Source organism: Phyllobacterium myrsinacearum (assembly GCF_014138285.1).
GTDB classification, from domain to species: Bacteria; Pseudomonadota; Alphaproteobacteria; order Rhizobiales; family Rhizobiaceae; genus Phyllobacterium; species Phyllobacterium myrsinacearum_A.
On record NZ_JACGXN010000009.1, the window covers coordinates 19532 to 37609 of the forward strand.

Below are 18078 nucleotides of genomic sequence, written 5' to 3' on the forward strand. Positions count from 1 at the left end.
GTTTCGGTCGGATGTTTATTCATTTGAGTGCCCGCCGGATCAACCGGCAGGCAAACAATTAGACATGCGCCGCCAGCCACTTGTCGAGAATGGCTTCAAGAGCCTCGACCAGCGGTTCGCTTTCCAGTTCTTCGATGATTTCAGCCACGAATGCTTTGATCAGCAAACCGCGTGCATCGCTTTCCGGGATACCGCGCGCCTGCAGATAAAACAGATGATTGCCATCGATCTCGGTTACCGTCGCACCATGGCCGCAGGCCACGTCGTCGGCAAAGATTTCCAGCTCCGGCTTGGCGTCGAATTCGCCGTCATCCGACAGGAGCAGCGTGTTGCAGGCCATGCGTGCGTCAGTCTTCTGGGCGATCCTGTTGACCTTGATCTGCCCCTGGAAAACACCGCGCGCACGGTCTGTGACGACGTTGCGGATGATCTGTACCGACGTGGTGTTTTCGACGAGATGGCCAAGCGTCATTGTCACATCCGTGTGGCTTTCACCGCCCAGAAGATTGACGCCGCGCAACTGAAAATCAGAGCCTTCGCCCTTGGAGAGTACGTGCACTTCCTGACGCACCAGCTTGCCGCCTGCATTGACGATATAGAGCGTCAGCTTGGCATTGGTGCCGATGGTCGCGGTAAACTGGGCAAGCTGCGTTGCTTCAACACCATGCTCACGCAGGATGATCCAGACGATATCCGCGTCGTCGGCAACGGTGACGTTGCTGACACTGGTCGAAAAGCCCTCGCCTTCGCCGCCGGTCTGGCGTTCGATGACGGTTGCCTTGCTGCCCTTGCCGAACTTGACGGGGAACCGCACGTGGCCCTGTCCGCGTGCCTGTGCATTCTGCAATTCGAGCGGTGCTTCGAGCACGACGCCTTCAGCAACGGAAACAGCCCAACCGTCGGTCACGTAGGCTGCATTGATCTGGCCGATTGCATCATCACCACCACGAATGGCGAGATCACGGATCACCGATCCGTTAGCCAGTTTTTCGCTGTATTTGACGAATTCGACACCCTCGACCCGTGGCGATGTCAGCGCCACGCCGTTGGAAACCGTCGCAACAGCCGATCCCGGGATGATTGCCGGCAAGGCATTGGTGCCCGCCGTGCCGTCATAGGCGGCGACACTGCGCAGCAGAGTGCGCAGATCGGTATAGTGCCATGCCTCGACGCGGCGTGACGGCAGACCCTGCGTCTTCAATGCCTCGATGGCATTGTCACGCGCGCTGACGATCTCCGCATCGCCGGGCAGTTCGCCCATCCGGTCGACGAAGGAGTCGACCAGCGCCGCTTCTGCGGTTGTCGGCTGGCGTCCTGTATGAACATTCATGACGTCGCTCCTCAGGCTGCCTCACCGATGATATCGGCGTAGCCGTTCTCTTCGAGATGGAGGGCAAGATTCTTGTCGCCAGACTTGATGACCTGTCCCTTGTAGAGAACATGAACACTGTCCGGAACGATGTAGTCGAGCAGACGCTGATAGTGGGTGATGACAATCACGGCACGATCAGGCGAGCGCAGTGCATTCACACCGTCGGAGACGATCTTCAGCGCATCGATGTCGAGGCCGGAATCGGTCTCATCCAGCACGCAGAGCTTTGGCTCCAGCAGCTTCATCTGCAGGATTTCCGCGCGCTTCTTCTCGCCGCCGGAAAAACCGACATTGAGCGGACGCTTCAGCATGGCAATATCCATGTCGAGCGAGGCGGCAGCTGTCTTCACCCGGGCGATAAAGTCCGGAATCTTCAGGGGCTCTTCACCGCGCGCCTTGCGCTGCGAGTTCATCGCCACTTTCAGGAATTCCATCGTGGCAACGCCGGGTATTTCCATCGGATACTGGAATGCCAGGAAAATGCCCTTGGCGGCACGTTCCGAAGGGTCGAGTTCCAAAATGGATTCGCCGTTGTAGAGAATGTCGCCTGAAGTGACTTCGTAGTCTTCGCGGCCCGCAAGAATATAGGACAGCGTCGACTTGCCGGAACCGTTTGGTCCCATGATGGCCGCCACTTCACCCGCCTTGACCGTAAGGTTCAGGCCGCGAATGATTTCTGTGTCCGTATCTGCGATCTTCGCATGAAGGTTTATGATTTCCAGCATTGTACTACCCTTTGAATTCCGTGGGATCAGCCTCGGCGATCCCAATAATAATCTTGTTTGGCGAGGAACAGGCCAGTGGCCGTCCCATGGCTATCCGACTGAGCCTTCAAGGCTGATGCCGATCAGTTTCTGCGCTTCCACCGCAAATTCCATCGGCAGTTCCTGAATGACTTCCTTGACGAAGCCGTTGACGATCAGTGCAATAGCCTCCTCTTCCGGAATGCCGCGCTGCATCACGTAGAACAGTGCGTCTTCGGAAATCTTGGAGGTGGTTGCCTCATGCTCGAACTGGGCGGTGGCGTTCTTCGCCTCGATGTAAGGCACCGTATGGGCGCCGCAATCGTTGCCGATCAGCAGCGAGTCACACTGGGTGAAATTGCGGGCATTCTCCGCCTTGCGGTGAGCCGAAACCTGACCACGATAGGTGTTGTTCGACTTGCCGGCCGAAATGCCCTTGGAGATGATGCGGCTCGACGTGTTCTTACCCAGATGCAGCATCTTGGTACCGCTGTCGATCTGCTGATGACCATTCGACACGGCAATCGAGTAAAACTCGCCGCGGGAATTGTCGCCGCGCAGGATAACCGACGGATATTTCCAGGTGATCGCCGAACCGGTTTCGACCTGTGTCCACGAGATTTTGGAGTTCTTGCCGCGGCAATCGCCACGCTTCGTGACGAAGTTGTAGATGCCGCCTTTACCGTCCGCATCACCGGGATACCAGTTCTGCACGGTGGAGTACTTGATCTCGGCATCATCCAGAGCAATCAGCTCCACAACAGCCGCATGCAGCTGGTTCTCATCGCGCTGCGGCGCGGTGCAGCCTTCGAGGTACGACACATAGGCGCCCTCTTCGGCAATGATCAGCGTGCGTTCGAACTGGCCCGTATCCCGCTCGTTGATGCGGAAATAGGTCGACAGTTCCATCGGGCAGCGTACGCCCTTCGGCACATAGACGAACGAGCCATCGGTGAAGACAGCCGAGTTCAGCGTCGCATAGAAATTGTCGGAAACCGGCACCACGGATGCAAGGTACTTCTTGACCAGTTCCGGATGTTCGCGGATCGCTTCGGAGATCGAGCAGAAAATGACGCCGGCCTTGGCCAGTTCCGCCTTGAACGTCGTGACGACAGACACGCTGTCAAACACGGCGTCCACGGCGACGCGGCCTGATTTGTAGACATTGTCGCTGGCTTCTTCGTCCTCGTCCGAAGGGCTCGGTTCGCCCATCTTGCGCACACCTGCCAGAATTTCCTGCTCTTTCAGCGGAATCCCGAGCTTCTCATAGGTACGCAACAGCTCCGGATCGACATCGGCAAGCGAAGTCGGGCCGGTCTGGTTCTTTGGTCCAGCGTAATAGACCATGTCCTGGAAATCGATCTTCGGGTAGTTCACCCGCGCCCAGGTGGGCTCTTCCATGGTCAGCCAGCGCTCATAGGCTTTCAGGCGCCATTCCAGCATCCATTCCGGCTCGTTCTTCTTGGCCGAAATGAAACGGATAATATCTTCACTGAGGCCCTTCGGCGCCTTATCCATTTCGATAAGCGTCTCGAAGCCATACTTGTACTGGTCCACGTCCAGGGTGCGGACCTGATCAATAGTTTCCTGCACGGCAGGCATTGGCGTTCTCCATCCTCGCGGGATTCAAGGTCCCGCAGTTGCAAACGTCAAGGCGTGTGTCGTCTTGAATATTTGCCTCAATGTAGTGTGCAAGCGCACGATTTAACACCGGTGTTCACCGGATTCTTTTGCATTTATCGGCGATTTATTGCCGATATCTGCGATAATTCATGCCGCATCAGCCGAAACCGGCTTTGTCCGGTCCCGCCGTGCAACAATTTTCGTCAGCGCATCAAGGAACAGCGCAATCTCGTCCGGCGTGGTTTCCGGCGATGTGGAAACCCGCAGGCCGCCGGTTCCGTCACCAAATCCCATCGCCGCAAGCACGTGACTTGGCCCAACTTTCCCCGACGAACAGGCAGAGCCAGCCGATAGCGCAATTCCCGCCAGATCGAAAGCGATTTGCACAGTTTCCGCCTTCATATCCGCCAGACTGAAGAATGTCGTATTGGCGAGTCGCTCAACGGCATCGCCATAGATCACCGCATCGGATGCGATTGAACGGATGCCATCCTCGATGAGCTGCCTGTTGGCAAGCCCCCATCCTCCGGCAAGAAGCTGTTCGCGGGCAAAGCGCGCCGCAGCACCGAAACCGGCAAGGATAGGCAAGGCTTCCGTCCCGGCACGATGTCCCTTTTCCTGTCCACCGCCGCGCACGAGCGCTTTCGGCATGATCAGATCGGAAACAGCAACGATCGCTCCGACGCCCTTCGGACCACCGATCTTGTGCGAAGAAAGAATGAGATAATCGGCGTAAGTAGTTGCAATATCGATAGTAACACGCCCAACTGCCTGTACGGCATCCACAACAAATAAACCGCCGAACTCTTTGACAAGTTTACCGATTTCCTCAATTGGCTGTAGTACGCCCGTTTCATTGTTCGCTGCCTGTACAGCAACCAATGGCAGGCCTTGGCTCTTGTCATGAGCTGCAAGCAGAGTGCGCAAGCGATCAAGATCCAGCAACCCGTTACGATCAACCGGAACCGTATCGATCTGATCGGCGGCAAACTGTCCGCCCGCCAGAACGCATGGATGTTCACTGGCACCGACATAAAGCCGCGACAGCCGCACCGGAGCCCGTCCCATCACATAATGCGGGGTCAAGAGGGTTGAAGCGGCCTCCGTGGCACCCGATGTAAAGAACACATGATCAGGCTTGGCATTGACGAGTGCAGCCACATCGCGGCGGGCGCTTTCGAGAATGGCTTTTGAAGCACGGCCTTCATGATGAACCGATGATGGATTGCCCGTTTGCGCCAATGCGTCGACAACAGCATGGCGCGCCACTGCGAGAAGCGGTGCGCTTGCATTGTAGTCGAGATAGGCGCGTTTTTGGGCCATACCTGTCGTGATTCCTATTCTTTTGAACTCTGCGCTGGCAAAAAGCGCAATTTTCTTGAAATTCAACCTCGGACCAGCCTATTAAGCCGCTTCGAGACAAAATTCTACACCAGTTTTGAACGGTTCTAAACTGGTTTTATGGGTGCTGTTGATCGCCGTCAAGTCCGGCTGATAGACAGGCACCCTGTGGCGAAGAGTGGAGTACACATGCCTGAAGTAATTTTCAATGGACCTGCGGGCCGTCTTGAGGGTCGTTATCAGCCTTCAATGGAAAAAAATGCGCCGATAGCAATCGTGCTGCACCCGCATCCACAGTTTGGCGGCACCATGAACAACAAGATCGTCTACGATCTGTTCTACATGTTCCAGCAACGCGGTTTCACGACACTGCGTTTCAACTTCCGCGGCATTGGCCGCAGCCAGGGCGAATTCGACCATGGTTCCGGTGAACTGTCCGATGCCGCCGGTGCGCTTGACTGGGTTCAGTCGCTGCACCCTGATTCGAAGACCTGCTGGGTTGCCGGTTATTCCTTCGGCGCCTGGATCGGCATGCAGCTTTTGATGCGCCGTCCGGAAATCGAAGGCTTTATCTCGGTTGCGCCTCAGCCGAACACCTATGATTTCTCCTTCCTCGCACCCTGCCCGTCGTCTGGTCTGATTCTGCATGGTGATCAGGACAAGGTCGCACCGGCCAAGGATGTTCAGGGTCTGGTTGACAAGCTGAAGACCCAGAAGGGCATCACCATCACGCAAAAGACGATGGTTGGCGCCAATCACTTCTTCTCCGGCATGACCGATGAGGTCATCGCCGAATGCTCTGACTATCTCGACCGCCGCCTGAATGGCGAACTGGTCGAGGCCAAGCCAAAGCGTTTGCGTTAAAAAAAAGCGCTGCACAAGCATTGTGCGTGGTTCGTGGTTCGACAAGCTCACCATGAGGGAGAGTGGTGCTGTAAGGCTAACCGGAAATATTGCAGGATAAAGCTTCCTGCAATCCTCCATCTCCCTCATGGTGAGCTTGTCGAACCACGCACAGTGTTATTGCAGCGTAAAAATACGGTGCCCCTATCTATCGGGGCCCACCACCACGCCCCCTGAAACAGCCACATCGCACCCTGTTGTGGTTGGAAATGTCAGCGGCAGGCCGTCTAGCGCGCGAACGGCCAGATAGGCCCATGCTTCGGCTTCCATTGAATCGCCGTTGAGCCCCAGATCTTCCGCTGCAATAACCACTGCGCCAGCCTTCGCCGCGCCTTCGGCCAGATCAGCCATGATGGTCGCATTCTTGCGTCCGCCGCCGCAGATCACCCAAAGCGCGGGCTGTTCCGGTGCATAGATACCGGCTTCGAGAATCGCATCGGCGGTAATTCTGGCCAACGTGCGGGCACCATCGGCCAGTTCCGGATTGCCAAGGTCTTCAAGCGTAAAATCATTGCGATCGAGTGATTTGGGTGGTTTCAGGTCAAAGAAGGGCTTTGCCATATAACGGGCGACGACACTGGCCAGAACCTGACCTTCGCTCGCAATCGTTCCTCCGGCATCATAGGCGATTCCCGCCCTGTCCGAGACCCACTGGTCGATCAGCGTGTTACCCGGCCCCGTGTCGAAGGCGATCGGATCGCCTGTTACCGAAACGATCGTCACATTGGAGATACCGCCGATATTGACGAACACGACGGACTTGCCCTTGCCAAGCTCGGTCGGAACCCGCGCAGCCAGTGCCTGATGATAGACCGGCACAAGCGGCGCACCTTGCCCGCCATGCACCATGTCATTGGCGCGCATATCATAGACAACAGGAATGCCTGTGATGTCAGCCAGCAACCCGCCGTCACCCAGTTGCACGGTCAGTTTCTCGTGCGGACGGTGCAGAACTGTCTGACCATGAAACCCAATGATATCAATGGTATCTGCCGACAGTTTGCAATCTGACAAAAAGCTGCGCACCGCTTCGCCGTGCCGCCGCGTTAATTCCTGCTCGATTGCCGCGAGCTCGCCGGGCCGTTCATTGCGTGCATGGATGGACTTGGCATCCTCGAGTCCCGCCTCTATGCGGCGGCGGAAAGCCGACTCATAAGGCACGAACCCGGAAGGGCCGCGCTGCACCACGTTTCTACCATCGGTTTCGATGAGCGCGATGTCGATTCCATCCATGGATGTCCCGCTCATCAGGCCAATTGCCCGCCTTATCGCTGTCACGTCACACCCTTTCTTGTGATTCGGTCCCGAATGATGTTAAACGGCCACGTCTTGTTCGGCACGTTTCTTCAGGCCGGACGCTTCCCTACGTAAAGTTTCAGGAAAACCTCATGTCTGCCTTCAAATCCGACTTTCTGCACACGCTTTCCACGCGCGGCTTCATCCATCAGGTCTCCGACGAGGCTGGTCTGGATGCGCTTTTCGCCAAGGAGACAGTGACTGCCTATGTCGGATATGATGCGACGGCGACAAGCCTGCACATTGGCAACCTCATTTCCGCAACGATGCTGTACTGGCTGCAGGAAACCGGCCACCGTCCAATTGCCCTGATGGGTGGTGGCACGTCGATGGTGGGCGATCCCTCTTTCCGCGACGAACAGCGCAAGCTGCTGACACCAGAAGCGATCAACACGAACATCGAAGGCATCAAGCGGATCTTTGCCCGTATACTCCGCTTTGGTGACGGCCCGACCGATGCGTTTCTGGTCAACAATGCCGATTGGCTGATGGGCCTCGGCTACGTCGAATTCCTGCGGGATGTCGGCCGCCATTTCTCAGTCAATCGCATGCTGTCATTCGACAGCGTCAAGCTGCGGCTGGACCGGGAACAGTCCCTCTCTTTCCTCGAATTCAACTACATGATCATGCAGGGTTACGATTTCGTCGAACTCAACCGGCGCCATGGCTGCGTGCTGCAGATGGGTGGTTCGGACCAGTGGGGCAACATCATCAATGGTGTTGATCTCGGCCACCGCATGGGAACGCCGCAATTGTACGCCCTGACCACACCACTGCTGACCACCAGTTCGGGTGCCAAGATGGGCAAATCCGCTACCGGTGCGGTCTGGCTGAACGAAGACGTCTTCAGCCCCTATGATTTCTGGCAATACTGGCGCAACACGGAAGATGCCGATGTCGGCCGCTTCCTGAAAATCTTCACGCGCCTTCCGCTCGACGAGATTGCCCGGCTGGAAGCCCTCGGCGGTTCGGAAATCAACGAAGCCAAGAAAATCCTGGCAACGGAGGCAACGGCCATTGTCCATGGCCGCGAAGCTGCCGCCATGGCCGCCGAAACGGCCCGCACAACCTTCGAGGAAGGCGCTTTGGCTGCCAACCTGCCATCCATCGACATCGCCTCGAGCGAGCTCGATGGCGGCATTGGCATCCTGACACTTCTGGTCAAGGCTGGCCTTGCCGGTTCGAATGGTGAAGCCCGCCGTCATATTCAAGGCGGCGCGGTCCGGGTGAACGATGCCGGTATTTCCGATGAGAAGGCGCAAGTCTCGACCACTGACGTGACGGGCGACGGCATCGTCAAACTGTCACTCGGCAAGAAGAAGCACATTCTGGTTCGTCCGGTTTAAGACCGTATTGGCAGTACGATTGTGCGTGGTTCGTGGTTCGACAAGCTCACCATGAGGGAGAGTGGTGCTGCAAGGCCAACCGGAAACATTGCAGAATTTAACTCCCTGCAATCCTCACTCTCCCTCATGGTGAGCTTGTCGAACCACGCACGATGGTTTTGCCAGCGCGTTTGCTACCGTGCTTCTCACTGAAACTCGAAAATCGATCTGAAAATACCCGGTGCGATGACCGAAATCGGATTGACGATGATCTGCGGCTGCTTGATCGGCCCCTGCAGTTTGTAGGTGATTCCGATCAGGCCGCGATCACGGCCATTACCAAGAAGCAGGCCAAGTACGGGCAGCTCGCCAAAGATACGATTGATGCCATAGGCGGGCATGAACGTACCGGTCAGCGCCATGTTGCCCTGCGGATCGCTCAGCACCCCCTGGAACGTCGTGCCGATCGTTGAGCCCCGCACGACGCCATTGGCCAGGTTGATATAGTTCTTGCCCTTTTCGATCTGGGAGAAGCCACGATCGAAATTGACCACTGACACATCGATGTTGTTTTTCACCGCATCATTGAGGCTGGTGCCGTTGGGTGACGACGAAACGAGGCTTGCCAATCGTGGTTCATTGACGAGCGTGAAATTGCGGGCATCGATTTGTCCGCGCAAAGGTCCCTCGCCTTTGGAATCCAGCGTCACAACGATGCTGCCGCCCTGCATCTTGTCGTAAAAACCGGTAAACCGAAGCACGGCACCCGCATCCTTGGATTGAAGACTGACGGACCGCGCGCCGCTTTCCGAACTATCTGTCGCAATGACTTTCTGGCCTGATTTCGTCACCGCATTGAAGGCGAGCCCCGAAACATTGGACCCCACGCCTTCATAGGACAGCGATACATTGCCAAAGCTTTCTGAATAGAAGCCCTGTACGTCGTCAATATCGGCATTAACCAGAACGCGCTTCTTGTCGCTGGTATCGCCGCCCTGCTTTTTGTCGGTAACCTGATTGAGCAGAGAGCGTGCGTCGAACGACTTGCCCTTCACGTCCGCCCGGTATCCATAACCCGTACGCGAGACCTTGACGGCAATATCATCCGTGCGATTGAGGCTGACCTGACTGAAATCGGCACTTACAAGGTCGCCTTTGACAACCGATATGTCCCCTCGCAACCGGAAGGTTTCGCCGGCTACATCGAGATTGCGGATGCTGATGTTGTCACCCTCCTGCTGCAATCCGAATTTCGCCGTGGCCTTCACACCTGCGCCTTTGGTCCAGCCAAGCTGTGCCAGCTTCACTTCGGCTTTGGTCAAATCGGCAGATGCGATCTGACCACCATCGGCCGACTTGTCGATATCGATCATAATCGGGCCCGATATGAATGGATCAAGGCTTGGAAACAGGGCGTTACGCGTCTTATCGTCCAGTTGCAGCGAAACCGATTGTTTGCGCTTTGCAGTATTGCTGCCAAGCGGCTCGTACAGCGTGATGTCAGCTGGAACACCATTCAACTGCGCCTTGACGTCGATATTCGCCTCGGTGTCATTGACGTTCAACGTACCGCTGGCATCGGTGATCGTCTGGCCATCCACCTTTTTGGCAAGGTCGACACCATCAAGGGCAATCTCCGCTGACCAATGCAAACTCCCCGGCGGAGCATGGCGCGTCACAGGAAATGTCACGAGGACGTGGGTTTTCACATCGCCACTGATATCTTCAGGCGCAAAAGGCACGCCCTTCACTGCATTGATCGGCTTGAAACCGGCGATCTCCGCAATCGCTGAAGCGTCGCCCTCGATATTCAGATCAAGGTCCGAAAGCACCGGGCGCTGCGGACCCCACGGGATGATAAGCGTACCATCGACAATCCGGGCTTCGCGATTACCGGGAGTAAAGGCCGAGCCTTTCAACAGTTTGATGGTTGTGTAGGCGCCCCGCACGCTGATAGCGCCATCCGCATCGCGGATCGGAGGCAGATCTCCGACAATGTCGAAGCGCGTATCCTTCACGTTGAAATCAACCTGCACTTCGTCGGCTGTCAACGGCGGCGGTTTACCGGGACCATCGAAACGGCCCGCCGCAAAAATAACGTCGATGCGACTGTCCTTCACCTCGCCGCCGACAAGGTTATCGAGAACCCAGCGACGCGCTCCCGTTGCAATCCAGATCGGCCACAGCTGCTTCACTTGTGCAGAAGGCATCTTGGGCACTCTCAGAGCCAATGTCATGGCTGGCGATCCTTTGCCGAAGGTTGCGCTGCCCTGCCCGTAAAGTTCGTTGCCGCCATCGCTGCGCACGGCAATTTCGGAGATGTCGAGCTTTTTCGCATCAGGCGCATAACGCCCGGCTACCCGCCCGTTGAACACCAGCGGTGATTCTGTTGAGTCCTGCGGCGCAGAACTTGCTTCCTGTGTGATCAATTCAAAACGGTACCCGGGGTTTGCAGCAGCTGCAACCGCGGTTGCATCCGCCGGCAGCGGTTCGGGCCCGATAGCGCCTTCGACCGTTCCCCTGAAGCCACCAAAATGGATGTTCGACGGGGTAATCTCGATCTTCTCCGTACCGAATACGTGTTCGAAATTGATCTGGGTGCTTGCCCCCATGTCCGAGACATTGCTGATGCTGACAGGCCCTTCACTCACATTGAGCGAACCCCGGACGCGCATCGGAACGGTTGCAGCGCCTGCTACACCGTCAAGTTTGATTTCTGCTTCGTTGTTGTAGGAAAAATACGACGCATCCGGCTTTATACCGTCGGCATCCGGCACCGGTGCTTCGCCGTGTTTGCCGATAAGTGGAATCTTGCTGATGGCCAATGAAAATGAATCTATCTTGGCACCGATAGCGGCACGTTTGACCATTGCCGAGATGTCGATGACCTTACCTTGCCATTCGACCGATCCCTTGATCGCCACCGGACCACCGGTTTCCGCCAGTTCCAGATTGATGATGCGCAGGCTTTCCGGCTTGCCGGCAACGGTAAAATCAAACGTTGTATCGGCAACGGTGATATCACGGGTTTCGCGCTGGTCCAGAAGGGATACTGCGTTTTGCAGTCCGGTAAAAAGCAGCTCCGAAACACGGTCAAGATCAACCAGACCGCGGTCATCCTGCGGAACAATCGACATGAAGTCGAAGGGCTCCTGGCTGGCAACCTTGATCTGCGCACCATCCAGTTCAAGACTCTGAACCTGCACATTGCCTTGCAGGAGCGGCAGAGTTGCCAAACCAATGCGCACAGAACGGATATTTTTTATCTCTACGCCGCGTTTGACGTCGGAAATATTGACGTTCCGTGCTTCAAGAGCGACGTGCCTGCGCTGGTCGAGAGAAATCTGCGCAGACTGGATGGTGGCATCCGTATCGGGTCCAACGACGGATTTCAGTGCGGTTTGTGCACGCTGGGTCAATGCCGCCCCGCCAATGCCGACACGCAGCACGACGAAAGCAATACCAGCCAGAATCACGATCAAAAGCAGAAACGACGCAGCAGCACCACAGACGAAGCGAAAACGCGATCGCCGAGCAGGCATGGCCACGGGAACCTCGCCTTGCTCGACTGCAGACGGGTAATGATGAAATTTCAGGAAGTCGCGCTTTGTAAAACGGACTCTTTTCGGTTTCTCTGTCAAATTCCCAAGCCAATTGAGGAATCATGTGGGAAACCGTAGACGATTCCCTTGCCTCTCATATAGTTGCTCATGTGAGGCTCGCATTCAATGATGAAAAGAAAGGCATTCCTATGACAACTCTGGAAATCGGCAATCCCGCGCCGGATTTTACCCTTCCCCGTGATGGTGGCGGCACGCTTTCTCTGGCGGAATTGCGCGGAAAACCTGTTGTTTTGTATTTCTATCCGAAGGACGATACGAGCGGTTGCACACAGGAAGCCATTGAGTTCTCAGGACTCAAGCCGGAGTTTGAAAAGCTTGGTACGAAGGTTATCGGCATGTCACCGGATCCGGCAAAAAAGCACGACAAGTTCAAGACGAAGCACGACCTCAAGATCGATCTCGTCGCCGATGAGGAAAAGACCATCCTGGAAGCCTACGGTGTATGGGCGGAAAAAAGCATGTATGGCCGCAAGTACATGGGTGTCGAACGCACCACGTTCCTGATCGATTCGAACGGCAACATCGCCAAGATCTGGAACAAGGTCAAAGTTCCGAACCATGCGGCAGAAGTTCTCGAAGCCACCAAGGCTCTGTAATTCCCCCAACATCGCTTTCTGGTTGAAATAGATGGAAAAATGCCACTCCGTTAGGGTTTGTTAACCATAACGGAGTGTAATGCCTGACATGAATTGAAGCTGCAAAAAGACGAGCGGTGCGGCCATGAAGAAGGCAAAACATTCCCCCATCTTCAGCAACCAGAAAGAACCCCACACGATCATTATCGCGCGGGGCGAAACGATCCGTCATTTTACCCTTCGGCCCTGGGCTGCCATTCTCGGCGGCACTCTCGCCTTCGCACTGGCGGGCACCTATCTTATCGCCACATCCTACCTGGTTTTCCGCGATGATCTCATCAGCGGCAGCGTTGCCCGTCAGGCGCGCCTTCAGCAGGCCTATGAGGACCGCATCGCCAATCTGCGCACCCAGCTCGATCAGGTCACAAGCCGCCAGTTGCTTGACCAGCAGGTCATGGAAAACAAGGTGTCCGAACTTATCCGGCGGCAGAAATCTCTCGCCGAGCGGCACGACAAGCTCGCCCCTGTGCTGCAGCGCGCGGAAGATGCGGGAGCTGTTATCGCACCTGAAATAGAAGACAACGCGCCCATGGACAGCAACAGTCAGGATGTCGTGAAGTCCGAGGACGACGAAGGTTTCTACGGTATCGATCCGATCATTACCGGTCCGACCACGGTCAAGCACAAATCAGAACCTCGCGGAGAAAAACCTGCTAAAGGCGTCGACAAAGCGGAGATTCTGCTGAAATCGGTCAATACATCGCTGACAGATATCGAAGCGAAACAGATTGCACAGATGCAGACGCTGTCCAACACGGCTTATGAAAACGCCGACAAGATCATGGAAGCGCTGGCGGCAACCGGCGTCAAGCCGGTCCTCGATGAAAAGTCTGACACGGGTGGGCCCTTCATTCCTGCTGGCAGCATCGCTCCCTTTGACGCCAAGCTGAATGATCTCGATCAGGCGCTCGAGCGGCTCGAGAGCGCCAAGGCTCTCGCCAAATCCATTCCGATTTCCAATCCCGTGCCGGGCATGCCCGTTTCCAGCACATTCGGCGTGCGCAAGGACCCGATCATCGGTTCCATGGCGTTTCATTCCGGCATCGATTTCCGCGCCATCACCGGCTCTTCTGTGCGTGCCACGGCCAATGGCACTGTGACCGAGGCGGACTACAATGGCGGTTACGGCAACATGGTTGAGGTCGACCACGGAAATGGCCTGGCGACCCGCTATGGCCATATGAGCCAGATTCTTGTGAGCGTCGGCCAAAAGATCAAGATCGGCGATATCGTGGGCAAAGTCGGCAGCACCGGCCGTTCAACCGGCCCGCATCTCCATTACGAAGTGCGCCGCAATGGCAGTGCAATCAATCCTGCGGGTTTTCTGACAATTGGCCGCGAAGTGGCAGCCGAACTTTAAGCCACAAAACGCGCATTGCCTGCGGACGATTGCTGTAATCGCCCCATGCACCATGAAAAATCCCCCGTCAGGACATTTTCCTGCCGGGGGATTTTGATTCAGGCAATATACAGAAACCCTTAGGCGATATCCTGCACGTCCATGTCGGTGCCATGCACACGGTGCGCCAGAGCAGCTTCCATGAACATATCGACTTCGCCATCAAGCACATCCTGCGGACTGGTGCTTTCAACGCCCGTCCGCAAATCCTTGACCAGCTGATAAGGCTGCAGGACGTAGGAGCGTATCTGGTGACCCCAGCCGATATCGGTCTTGGATGCGGAAATGGCGTCGGCCGCCTGCTCGCGCTTTTCCAGCTCTGCTTCATACAGGCGTGCGCGCAGCATTGACCACGCCGTGGCACGGTTCTTGTGCTGGGAGCGCTCCGCCTGACACTGGACAACGATACCCGTAGCGATATGCGTGATGCGAACAGCCGAGTCCGTCGTATTGACGTGCTGGCCGCCAGCGCCGGACGCGCGATACGTATCAATGCGCACATCGGCCTCCGTCACGGCGATATCGATATTGTCGTCGACAACCGGATAGACCCAGATACTGGAAAACGAGGTATGGCGCCGCGCGTTCGAATCGTAGGGCGATATACGCACCAGCCGGTGTACGCCCGATTCGGTCTTCATCAGACCATAGGCATTGTGACCCTTGATCAGGATCGTCGCGGACTTGATGCCCGCTTCTTCACCGTCATGGATTTCCAGCAGTTCGACCTTCATGCGCTTGCGTTCGGCCCAGCGTGTGTACATGCGCAGCAGCATAGATGCCCAGTCCTGGCTTTCCGTTCCGCCGGCGCCCGAATGCACTTCAACATAGGTGTCGTTGGCATCGGCTTCGCCGGATAGCAGCGTGTCGATCTGCCGGCGATCCACTTCCACCTTGATGGCGCGGATAGCCTCTTCCGCTTCGGTGACGATGGATTTGTCACCCTCTTCGTCGCCCATGGCGATCAGCTCGATATTGTCTTCAAGCGATTGGCTGAGGGTGCGGATGGAATTGATACCGTCTTCCAGCTGCTGGCGCTCACGCATGAGCTTTTGGGCTTCCTGCGCGTCATTCCAAAGCGCTGGATCTTCGGCAAGCTGGTTCAGATAACCAAGGCGTTTGATTGACGTATCCCAGTCAAAGATGCCTCCTCAGCAGGCTTATGGCCTGCTTGATCTCGTCGACCAGCGTCTCAATTTCAGCGCGCATTGGCTGTCAGTTCCTTCTGTACATGGCATTGTTTTCGAATTGCGGCGGACCATATTCACTGGTCCGCGCGATGTAAAGTCTTCAGACTTCACGGAATTGCATCAGGTGAAGGCGGTCAGAAAAGCCCGCCGCCCCCGCCCTGGATAACCCTGTTGACGTTCGGCGACTGCACTTCCACCGGCGCGCCCTCGGAGAACGTATTGGCTCCAATGACGGAATAACTGTCGGCAGGACCTGTCCCCGGCTTGAACGCTTCCATGATCACATTGGGCTGGCCTTCGCTGGCACGCATGCCCGTCTTGCGGTCGATGGCAACAACCGTCATGCCTTCCGGTACACGGAAGTCTACCGAACGCTGGCCCTTCATGGCTGCTTCAAAGAAATCCTTGGCCACAGGCGCAGCAAGACCGCCACCGGTACCACCATGGCCCATCGCCGTGGGTGTGTCGTAGCCAAGATAGAGGCCAATCACGAGATCCGGTGTAAATCCGATGAACCACGCGTCCTTTTCGTCATTCGTCGTACCTGTTTTGCCGGCCAGTGGACGATTGAGGCTTTTAAGGATCGTTGCAGTGCCGCGCTGGATAACACCTTCCATCATCGAGGTGATCTGGTAGGCGGTCATCGGGTCCAGGACCTGATCGCGGTCATCCACCAGTTCGGGCTCGGCCTGATTCTTCCAGTCTTCAGCCACACAGGTTTCGCACTTGCGCTCGTCATGCTTGAAGATGGTCTTGCCGTAACGATCCTGAATACGATCGATGATCGATGGCGTGATCTTGCGGCCGCCATTGGCGATGATCGAATAACCTGTCACCATGCGCATCACAGTCGTTTCACCCGAACCCAGCGCCATGGCCAGAACCGGCAGCATCTTGTCATAGATACCGAAGCGCTCGGCATATTCAGCCACAAGTTTCATGCCCATGTCCTGCGCCAGACGCACAGTCATGAGGTTGCGCGACTGTTCAATACCGTAGCGCAAGGTCGATGGTCCGGCAAACTTGCCGCCGTAGTTCTTTGGCGCCCATATACCGAGGCTGCCGCCCTGATCAATGGAAATGGGACCGTCCAGCACCACGGATGCCGGTGTATAACCATTGTCCAGCGCGGCCGAATAAACAAACGGCTTGAATGAGGAGCCAGGCTGGCGCATCGCCTGCGTCGCACGGTTGAATTCCGATTCGGCAAAGGAGAAGCCGCCGACCATCGCCAGTACACGGCCCGTATGCGGGTCCATGGCTACCATTGCGCCTTCAATGCCCGGCACCTGGTGCAGATCGAAGGCCGTCTCGCTGTCCTCTTTCTTCTGCACGAACACAACATCACCCGGCTTGAACACGCCCTCGAGAGATTTGACCGATGTGCGCCTGCCATCCTTGTAGAGATTCATGGCCCACTTGATATCAGCGGCAGCAATCGTGCCCTTCTTGCGCTCTGCAACAAGACCGTTGGCATCGTTGCGTTCCGGCTGCAATCCGATGGTTGCCTGCGTCGGTGTCACTTCAAGAATGACTGCGAGCTGCCAGTCGGGAACGTCGGAGAACGGCTTGATCTCGGCGAGTGGAATCCCCCAGTCGCCGATAGTCGAAATGGTCTTGTAGGGTCCGCGATAGCCCTTGGCCTCGTCATACTTGAACAGGCCATGCTGCAAGGCGGCGCGCGCCTGCACCTGCATTTTCGGGTCAAGCGTCGTGCGAACGGACAATCCGCCCTCGTAAAGTGCATTCTCGCCATACTTGCCGATGATCTGGCGGCGGACTTCTTCCGTGAAATATTCCGAAGCAAAAAGATAATTACCCGTATGACGCGGTGTAACACCAAGCGGTTCTGCCTTGGCTGTCTTTGCCTCATCCATGGTCACATAGCCGTTTTCAGCCATGCGATCGATCACCCAGTTGCGGCGTTCAATAGCCCGTTCGGTCTGGCGGAACGGGTGATAATTGGACGGTCCCTTGGGAAGCGCAGCCAGATAGGCGGCTTCGGCAATCGTGAGTTCGTTGACCGATTTGTTGAAGTAGGTCAGCGCAGCACCGGCGATACCATAGGAATTCAGGCCGAAGAAAATTTCGTTGAGATAGAGTTCGAGAATGCGATCCTTCGAATAGGCCTGTTCGATACGGAAGGACAGAATCGCTTCCTTGACCTTGCGGCCCATCGTTTGGTCGGAGGACAGAAGGAAGTTCTTTGCCACCTGCTGGGTGATGGTCGATGCGCCAACAGGACGACGTGAACCCCAGTTCTGAATATTGACGATGACAGCGCGCGCAAGGCCGCTGATATCAACACCCGGATGCTGATAGAAATTCTTGTCTTCTGCCGAGATGAATGCAGCCTTCACCCGGTCCGGAACCGCCTGAATGGGCAAATAGAGGCGGCGCTGCCGGGCGAATTCAGCCATCAGCGCACCATCCGACGCGTGAATGCGCGTCATGACAGGGGGCTCGTATTTGGCCAGAACTTCGTAATCAGGCAGGTCTTTCGATACGTTGACAACATAAAGTGCCGCGCCGCCTGCCGCCAGAAGCGCTATGACGGTGCCGATTCCGAAAAAATATCCGATCAAGCGTATCATTTGTATCCGGAACCCGTTTCATTCATTGGCATGT

The 18078-nt window shown here is 56.3% G+C and carries 12 protein-coding genes; 4 read left to right on the forward strand and 8 right to left on the reverse strand.

Going from position 1 to position 18078, the window contains the following annotated elements:
• Positions 1–58: 58 nt before the first annotated feature.
• The 4 genes from sufD to FHW16_RS21550 form a co-directional block, all read right to left on the reverse strand.
• Positions 59–1330: a Fe-S cluster assembly protein SufD gene (gene sufD / locus FHW16_RS21535; RefSeq protein WP_182551348.1), complete on the reverse strand. Its 1272-nt coding sequence runs from the start codon at positions 1328–1330 to the stop codon at positions 59–61.
• A gap of 11 nt (positions 1331–1341) precedes the next feature.
• Positions 1342–2097, reverse strand: coding sequence for a Fe-S cluster assembly ATPase SufC (sufC, locus tag FHW16_RS21540; protein ID WP_091877072.1), 756 nt, complete (start codon positions 2095–2097; stop codon positions 1342–1344).
• Between the two features lie 90 nt (positions 2098–2187).
• Complete coding sequence (gene sufB / locus FHW16_RS21545; protein WP_182551349.1) at positions 2188–3717, reverse strand: Fe-S cluster assembly protein SufB; 1530 nt, start codon at positions 3715–3717, stop codon at positions 2188–2190.
• Positions 3718–3885: 168 nt separating this feature from the next.
• Positions 3886–5061 carry a cysteine desulfurase family protein gene (locus FHW16_RS21550; RefSeq protein WP_182551350.1) on the reverse strand — a complete coding sequence of 392 codons (1176 nt, stop codon included), beginning with the start codon at positions 5059–5061 and terminating at the stop codon, positions 3886–3888.
• A gap of 207 nt (positions 5062–5268) precedes the next feature.
• Between FHW16_RS21550 and FHW16_RS21555 the strand changes: the two genes are divergently transcribed.
• Positions 5269–5943: an alpha/beta hydrolase gene (locus FHW16_RS21555; RefSeq protein ID WP_182551351.1), complete on the forward strand. Its 675-nt coding sequence runs from the start codon at positions 5269–5271 to the stop codon at positions 5941–5943.
• Positions 5944–6126: 183 nt separating this feature from the next.
• Here the strand turns inward: FHW16_RS21555 and FHW16_RS21560 are convergent, their stop codons facing one another.
• A complete protein-coding gene (locus tag FHW16_RS21560; RefSeq protein ID WP_182551352.1) occupies positions 6127–7260 on the reverse strand; it encodes an anhydro-N-acetylmuramic acid kinase in 1134 nt (377 codons plus the stop codon).
• Between the two features lie 110 nt (positions 7261–7370).
• Between FHW16_RS21560 and tyrS the strand changes: the two genes are divergently transcribed.
• Positions 7371–8624, forward strand: coding sequence for a tyrosine--tRNA ligase (gene tyrS, locus FHW16_RS21565; RefSeq protein WP_182551353.1), 1254 nt, complete (start codon positions 7371–7373; stop codon positions 8622–8624).
• 185 nt (positions 8625–8809) lie between these two features.
• On the opposite strand, the gene FHW16_RS21570 is transcribed toward tyrS, so the two are convergent.
• Positions 8810–12145 carry a DUF3971 domain-containing protein gene (locus tag FHW16_RS21570; protein ID WP_246711896.1) on the reverse strand — a complete coding sequence of 1112 codons (3336 nt, stop codon included), beginning with the start codon at positions 12143–12145 and terminating at the stop codon, positions 8810–8812.
• Between the two features lie 209 nt (positions 12146–12354).
• On the opposite strand from FHW16_RS21570, the gene bcp reads away from it, so the two are divergent.
• Both bcp and FHW16_RS21580 read left to right on the forward strand, forming a co-directional pair.
• Positions 12355–12822, forward strand: coding sequence for a thioredoxin-dependent thiol peroxidase (gene bcp, locus FHW16_RS21575; protein ID WP_182551355.1), 468 nt, complete (start codon positions 12355–12357; stop codon positions 12820–12822).
• 124 nt (positions 12823–12946) lie between these two features.
• On the forward strand, positions 12947–14221 hold the full coding sequence (locus FHW16_RS21580) for a M23 family metallopeptidase (RefSeq protein ID WP_182551356.1): 1275 nt from the start codon (positions 12947–12949) through the stop codon (positions 14219–14221).
• Positions 14222–14340: 119 nt separating this feature from the next.
• On the opposite strand, the gene prfB is transcribed toward FHW16_RS21580, so the two are convergent.
• Together prfB and FHW16_RS21590 are read right to left on the reverse strand one after the other, a co-directional pair.
• Positions 14341–15469, reverse strand: a protein-coding gene (gene prfB, locus FHW16_RS21585; RefSeq protein WP_182551357.1) for a peptide chain release factor 2 whose coding sequence is annotated in 2 segments (ribosomal slippage) — positions 14341–15399 and positions 15401–15469 — 1128 coding nt in all. Because the reading frame shifts where the segments join, the coding sequence is not laid out codon by codon here.
• Between the two features lie 115 nt (positions 15470–15584).
• A complete protein-coding gene (locus tag FHW16_RS21590; protein ID WP_182551358.1) occupies positions 15585–18044 on the reverse strand; it encodes a penicillin-binding protein 1A in 2460 nt (819 codons plus the stop codon).
• Between the last annotated feature and the right edge of the window lie 34 nt (positions 18045–18078).

Excerpts from the sequence above, each read along its gene's own strand:
- sufD (WP_182551348.1), bottom strand. The coding sequence starts at position 1,330 with ATGAATGTTCATACAGGACGCCAGCCGACAACCGCAGAAGCGGCGCTG.
- sufC (WP_091877072.1), bottom strand. The coding sequence starts at position 2,097 with ATGCTGGAAATCATAAACCTTCATGCGAAGATCGCAGATACGGACACA.
- sufB (WP_182551349.1), bottom strand. The coding sequence starts at position 3,717 with ATGCCTGCCGTGCAGGAAACTATTGATCAGGTCCGCACCCTGGACGTG.
- FHW16_RS21550 (WP_182551350.1), bottom strand. The coding sequence starts at position 5,061 with ATGGCCCAAAAACGCGCCTATCTCGACTACAATGCAAGCGCACCGCTT.
- FHW16_RS21555 (WP_182551351.1), top strand. The coding sequence starts at position 5,269 with ATGCCTGAAGTAATTTTCAATGGACCTGCGGGCCGTCTTGAGGGTCGT.
- tyrS (WP_182551353.1), top strand. The coding sequence starts at position 7,371 with ATGTCTGCCTTCAAATCCGACTTTCTGCACACGCTTTCCACGCGCGGC.
- FHW16_RS21570 (WP_246711896.1), bottom strand. The coding sequence starts at position 12,145 with ATGCCTGCTCGGCGATCGCGTTTTCGCTTCGTCTGTGGTGCTGCTGCG.
- bcp (WP_182551355.1), top strand. The coding sequence starts at position 12,355 with ATGACAACTCTGGAAATCGGCAATCCCGCGCCGGATTTTACCCTTCCC.
- FHW16_RS21580 (WP_182551356.1), top strand. The coding sequence starts at position 12,947 with ATGAAGAAGGCAAAACATTCCCCCATCTTCAGCAACCAGAAAGAACCC.
- FHW16_RS21590 (WP_182551358.1), bottom strand. The coding sequence starts at position 18,044 with ATGATACGCTTGATCGGATATTTTTTCGGAATCGGCACCGTCATAGCG.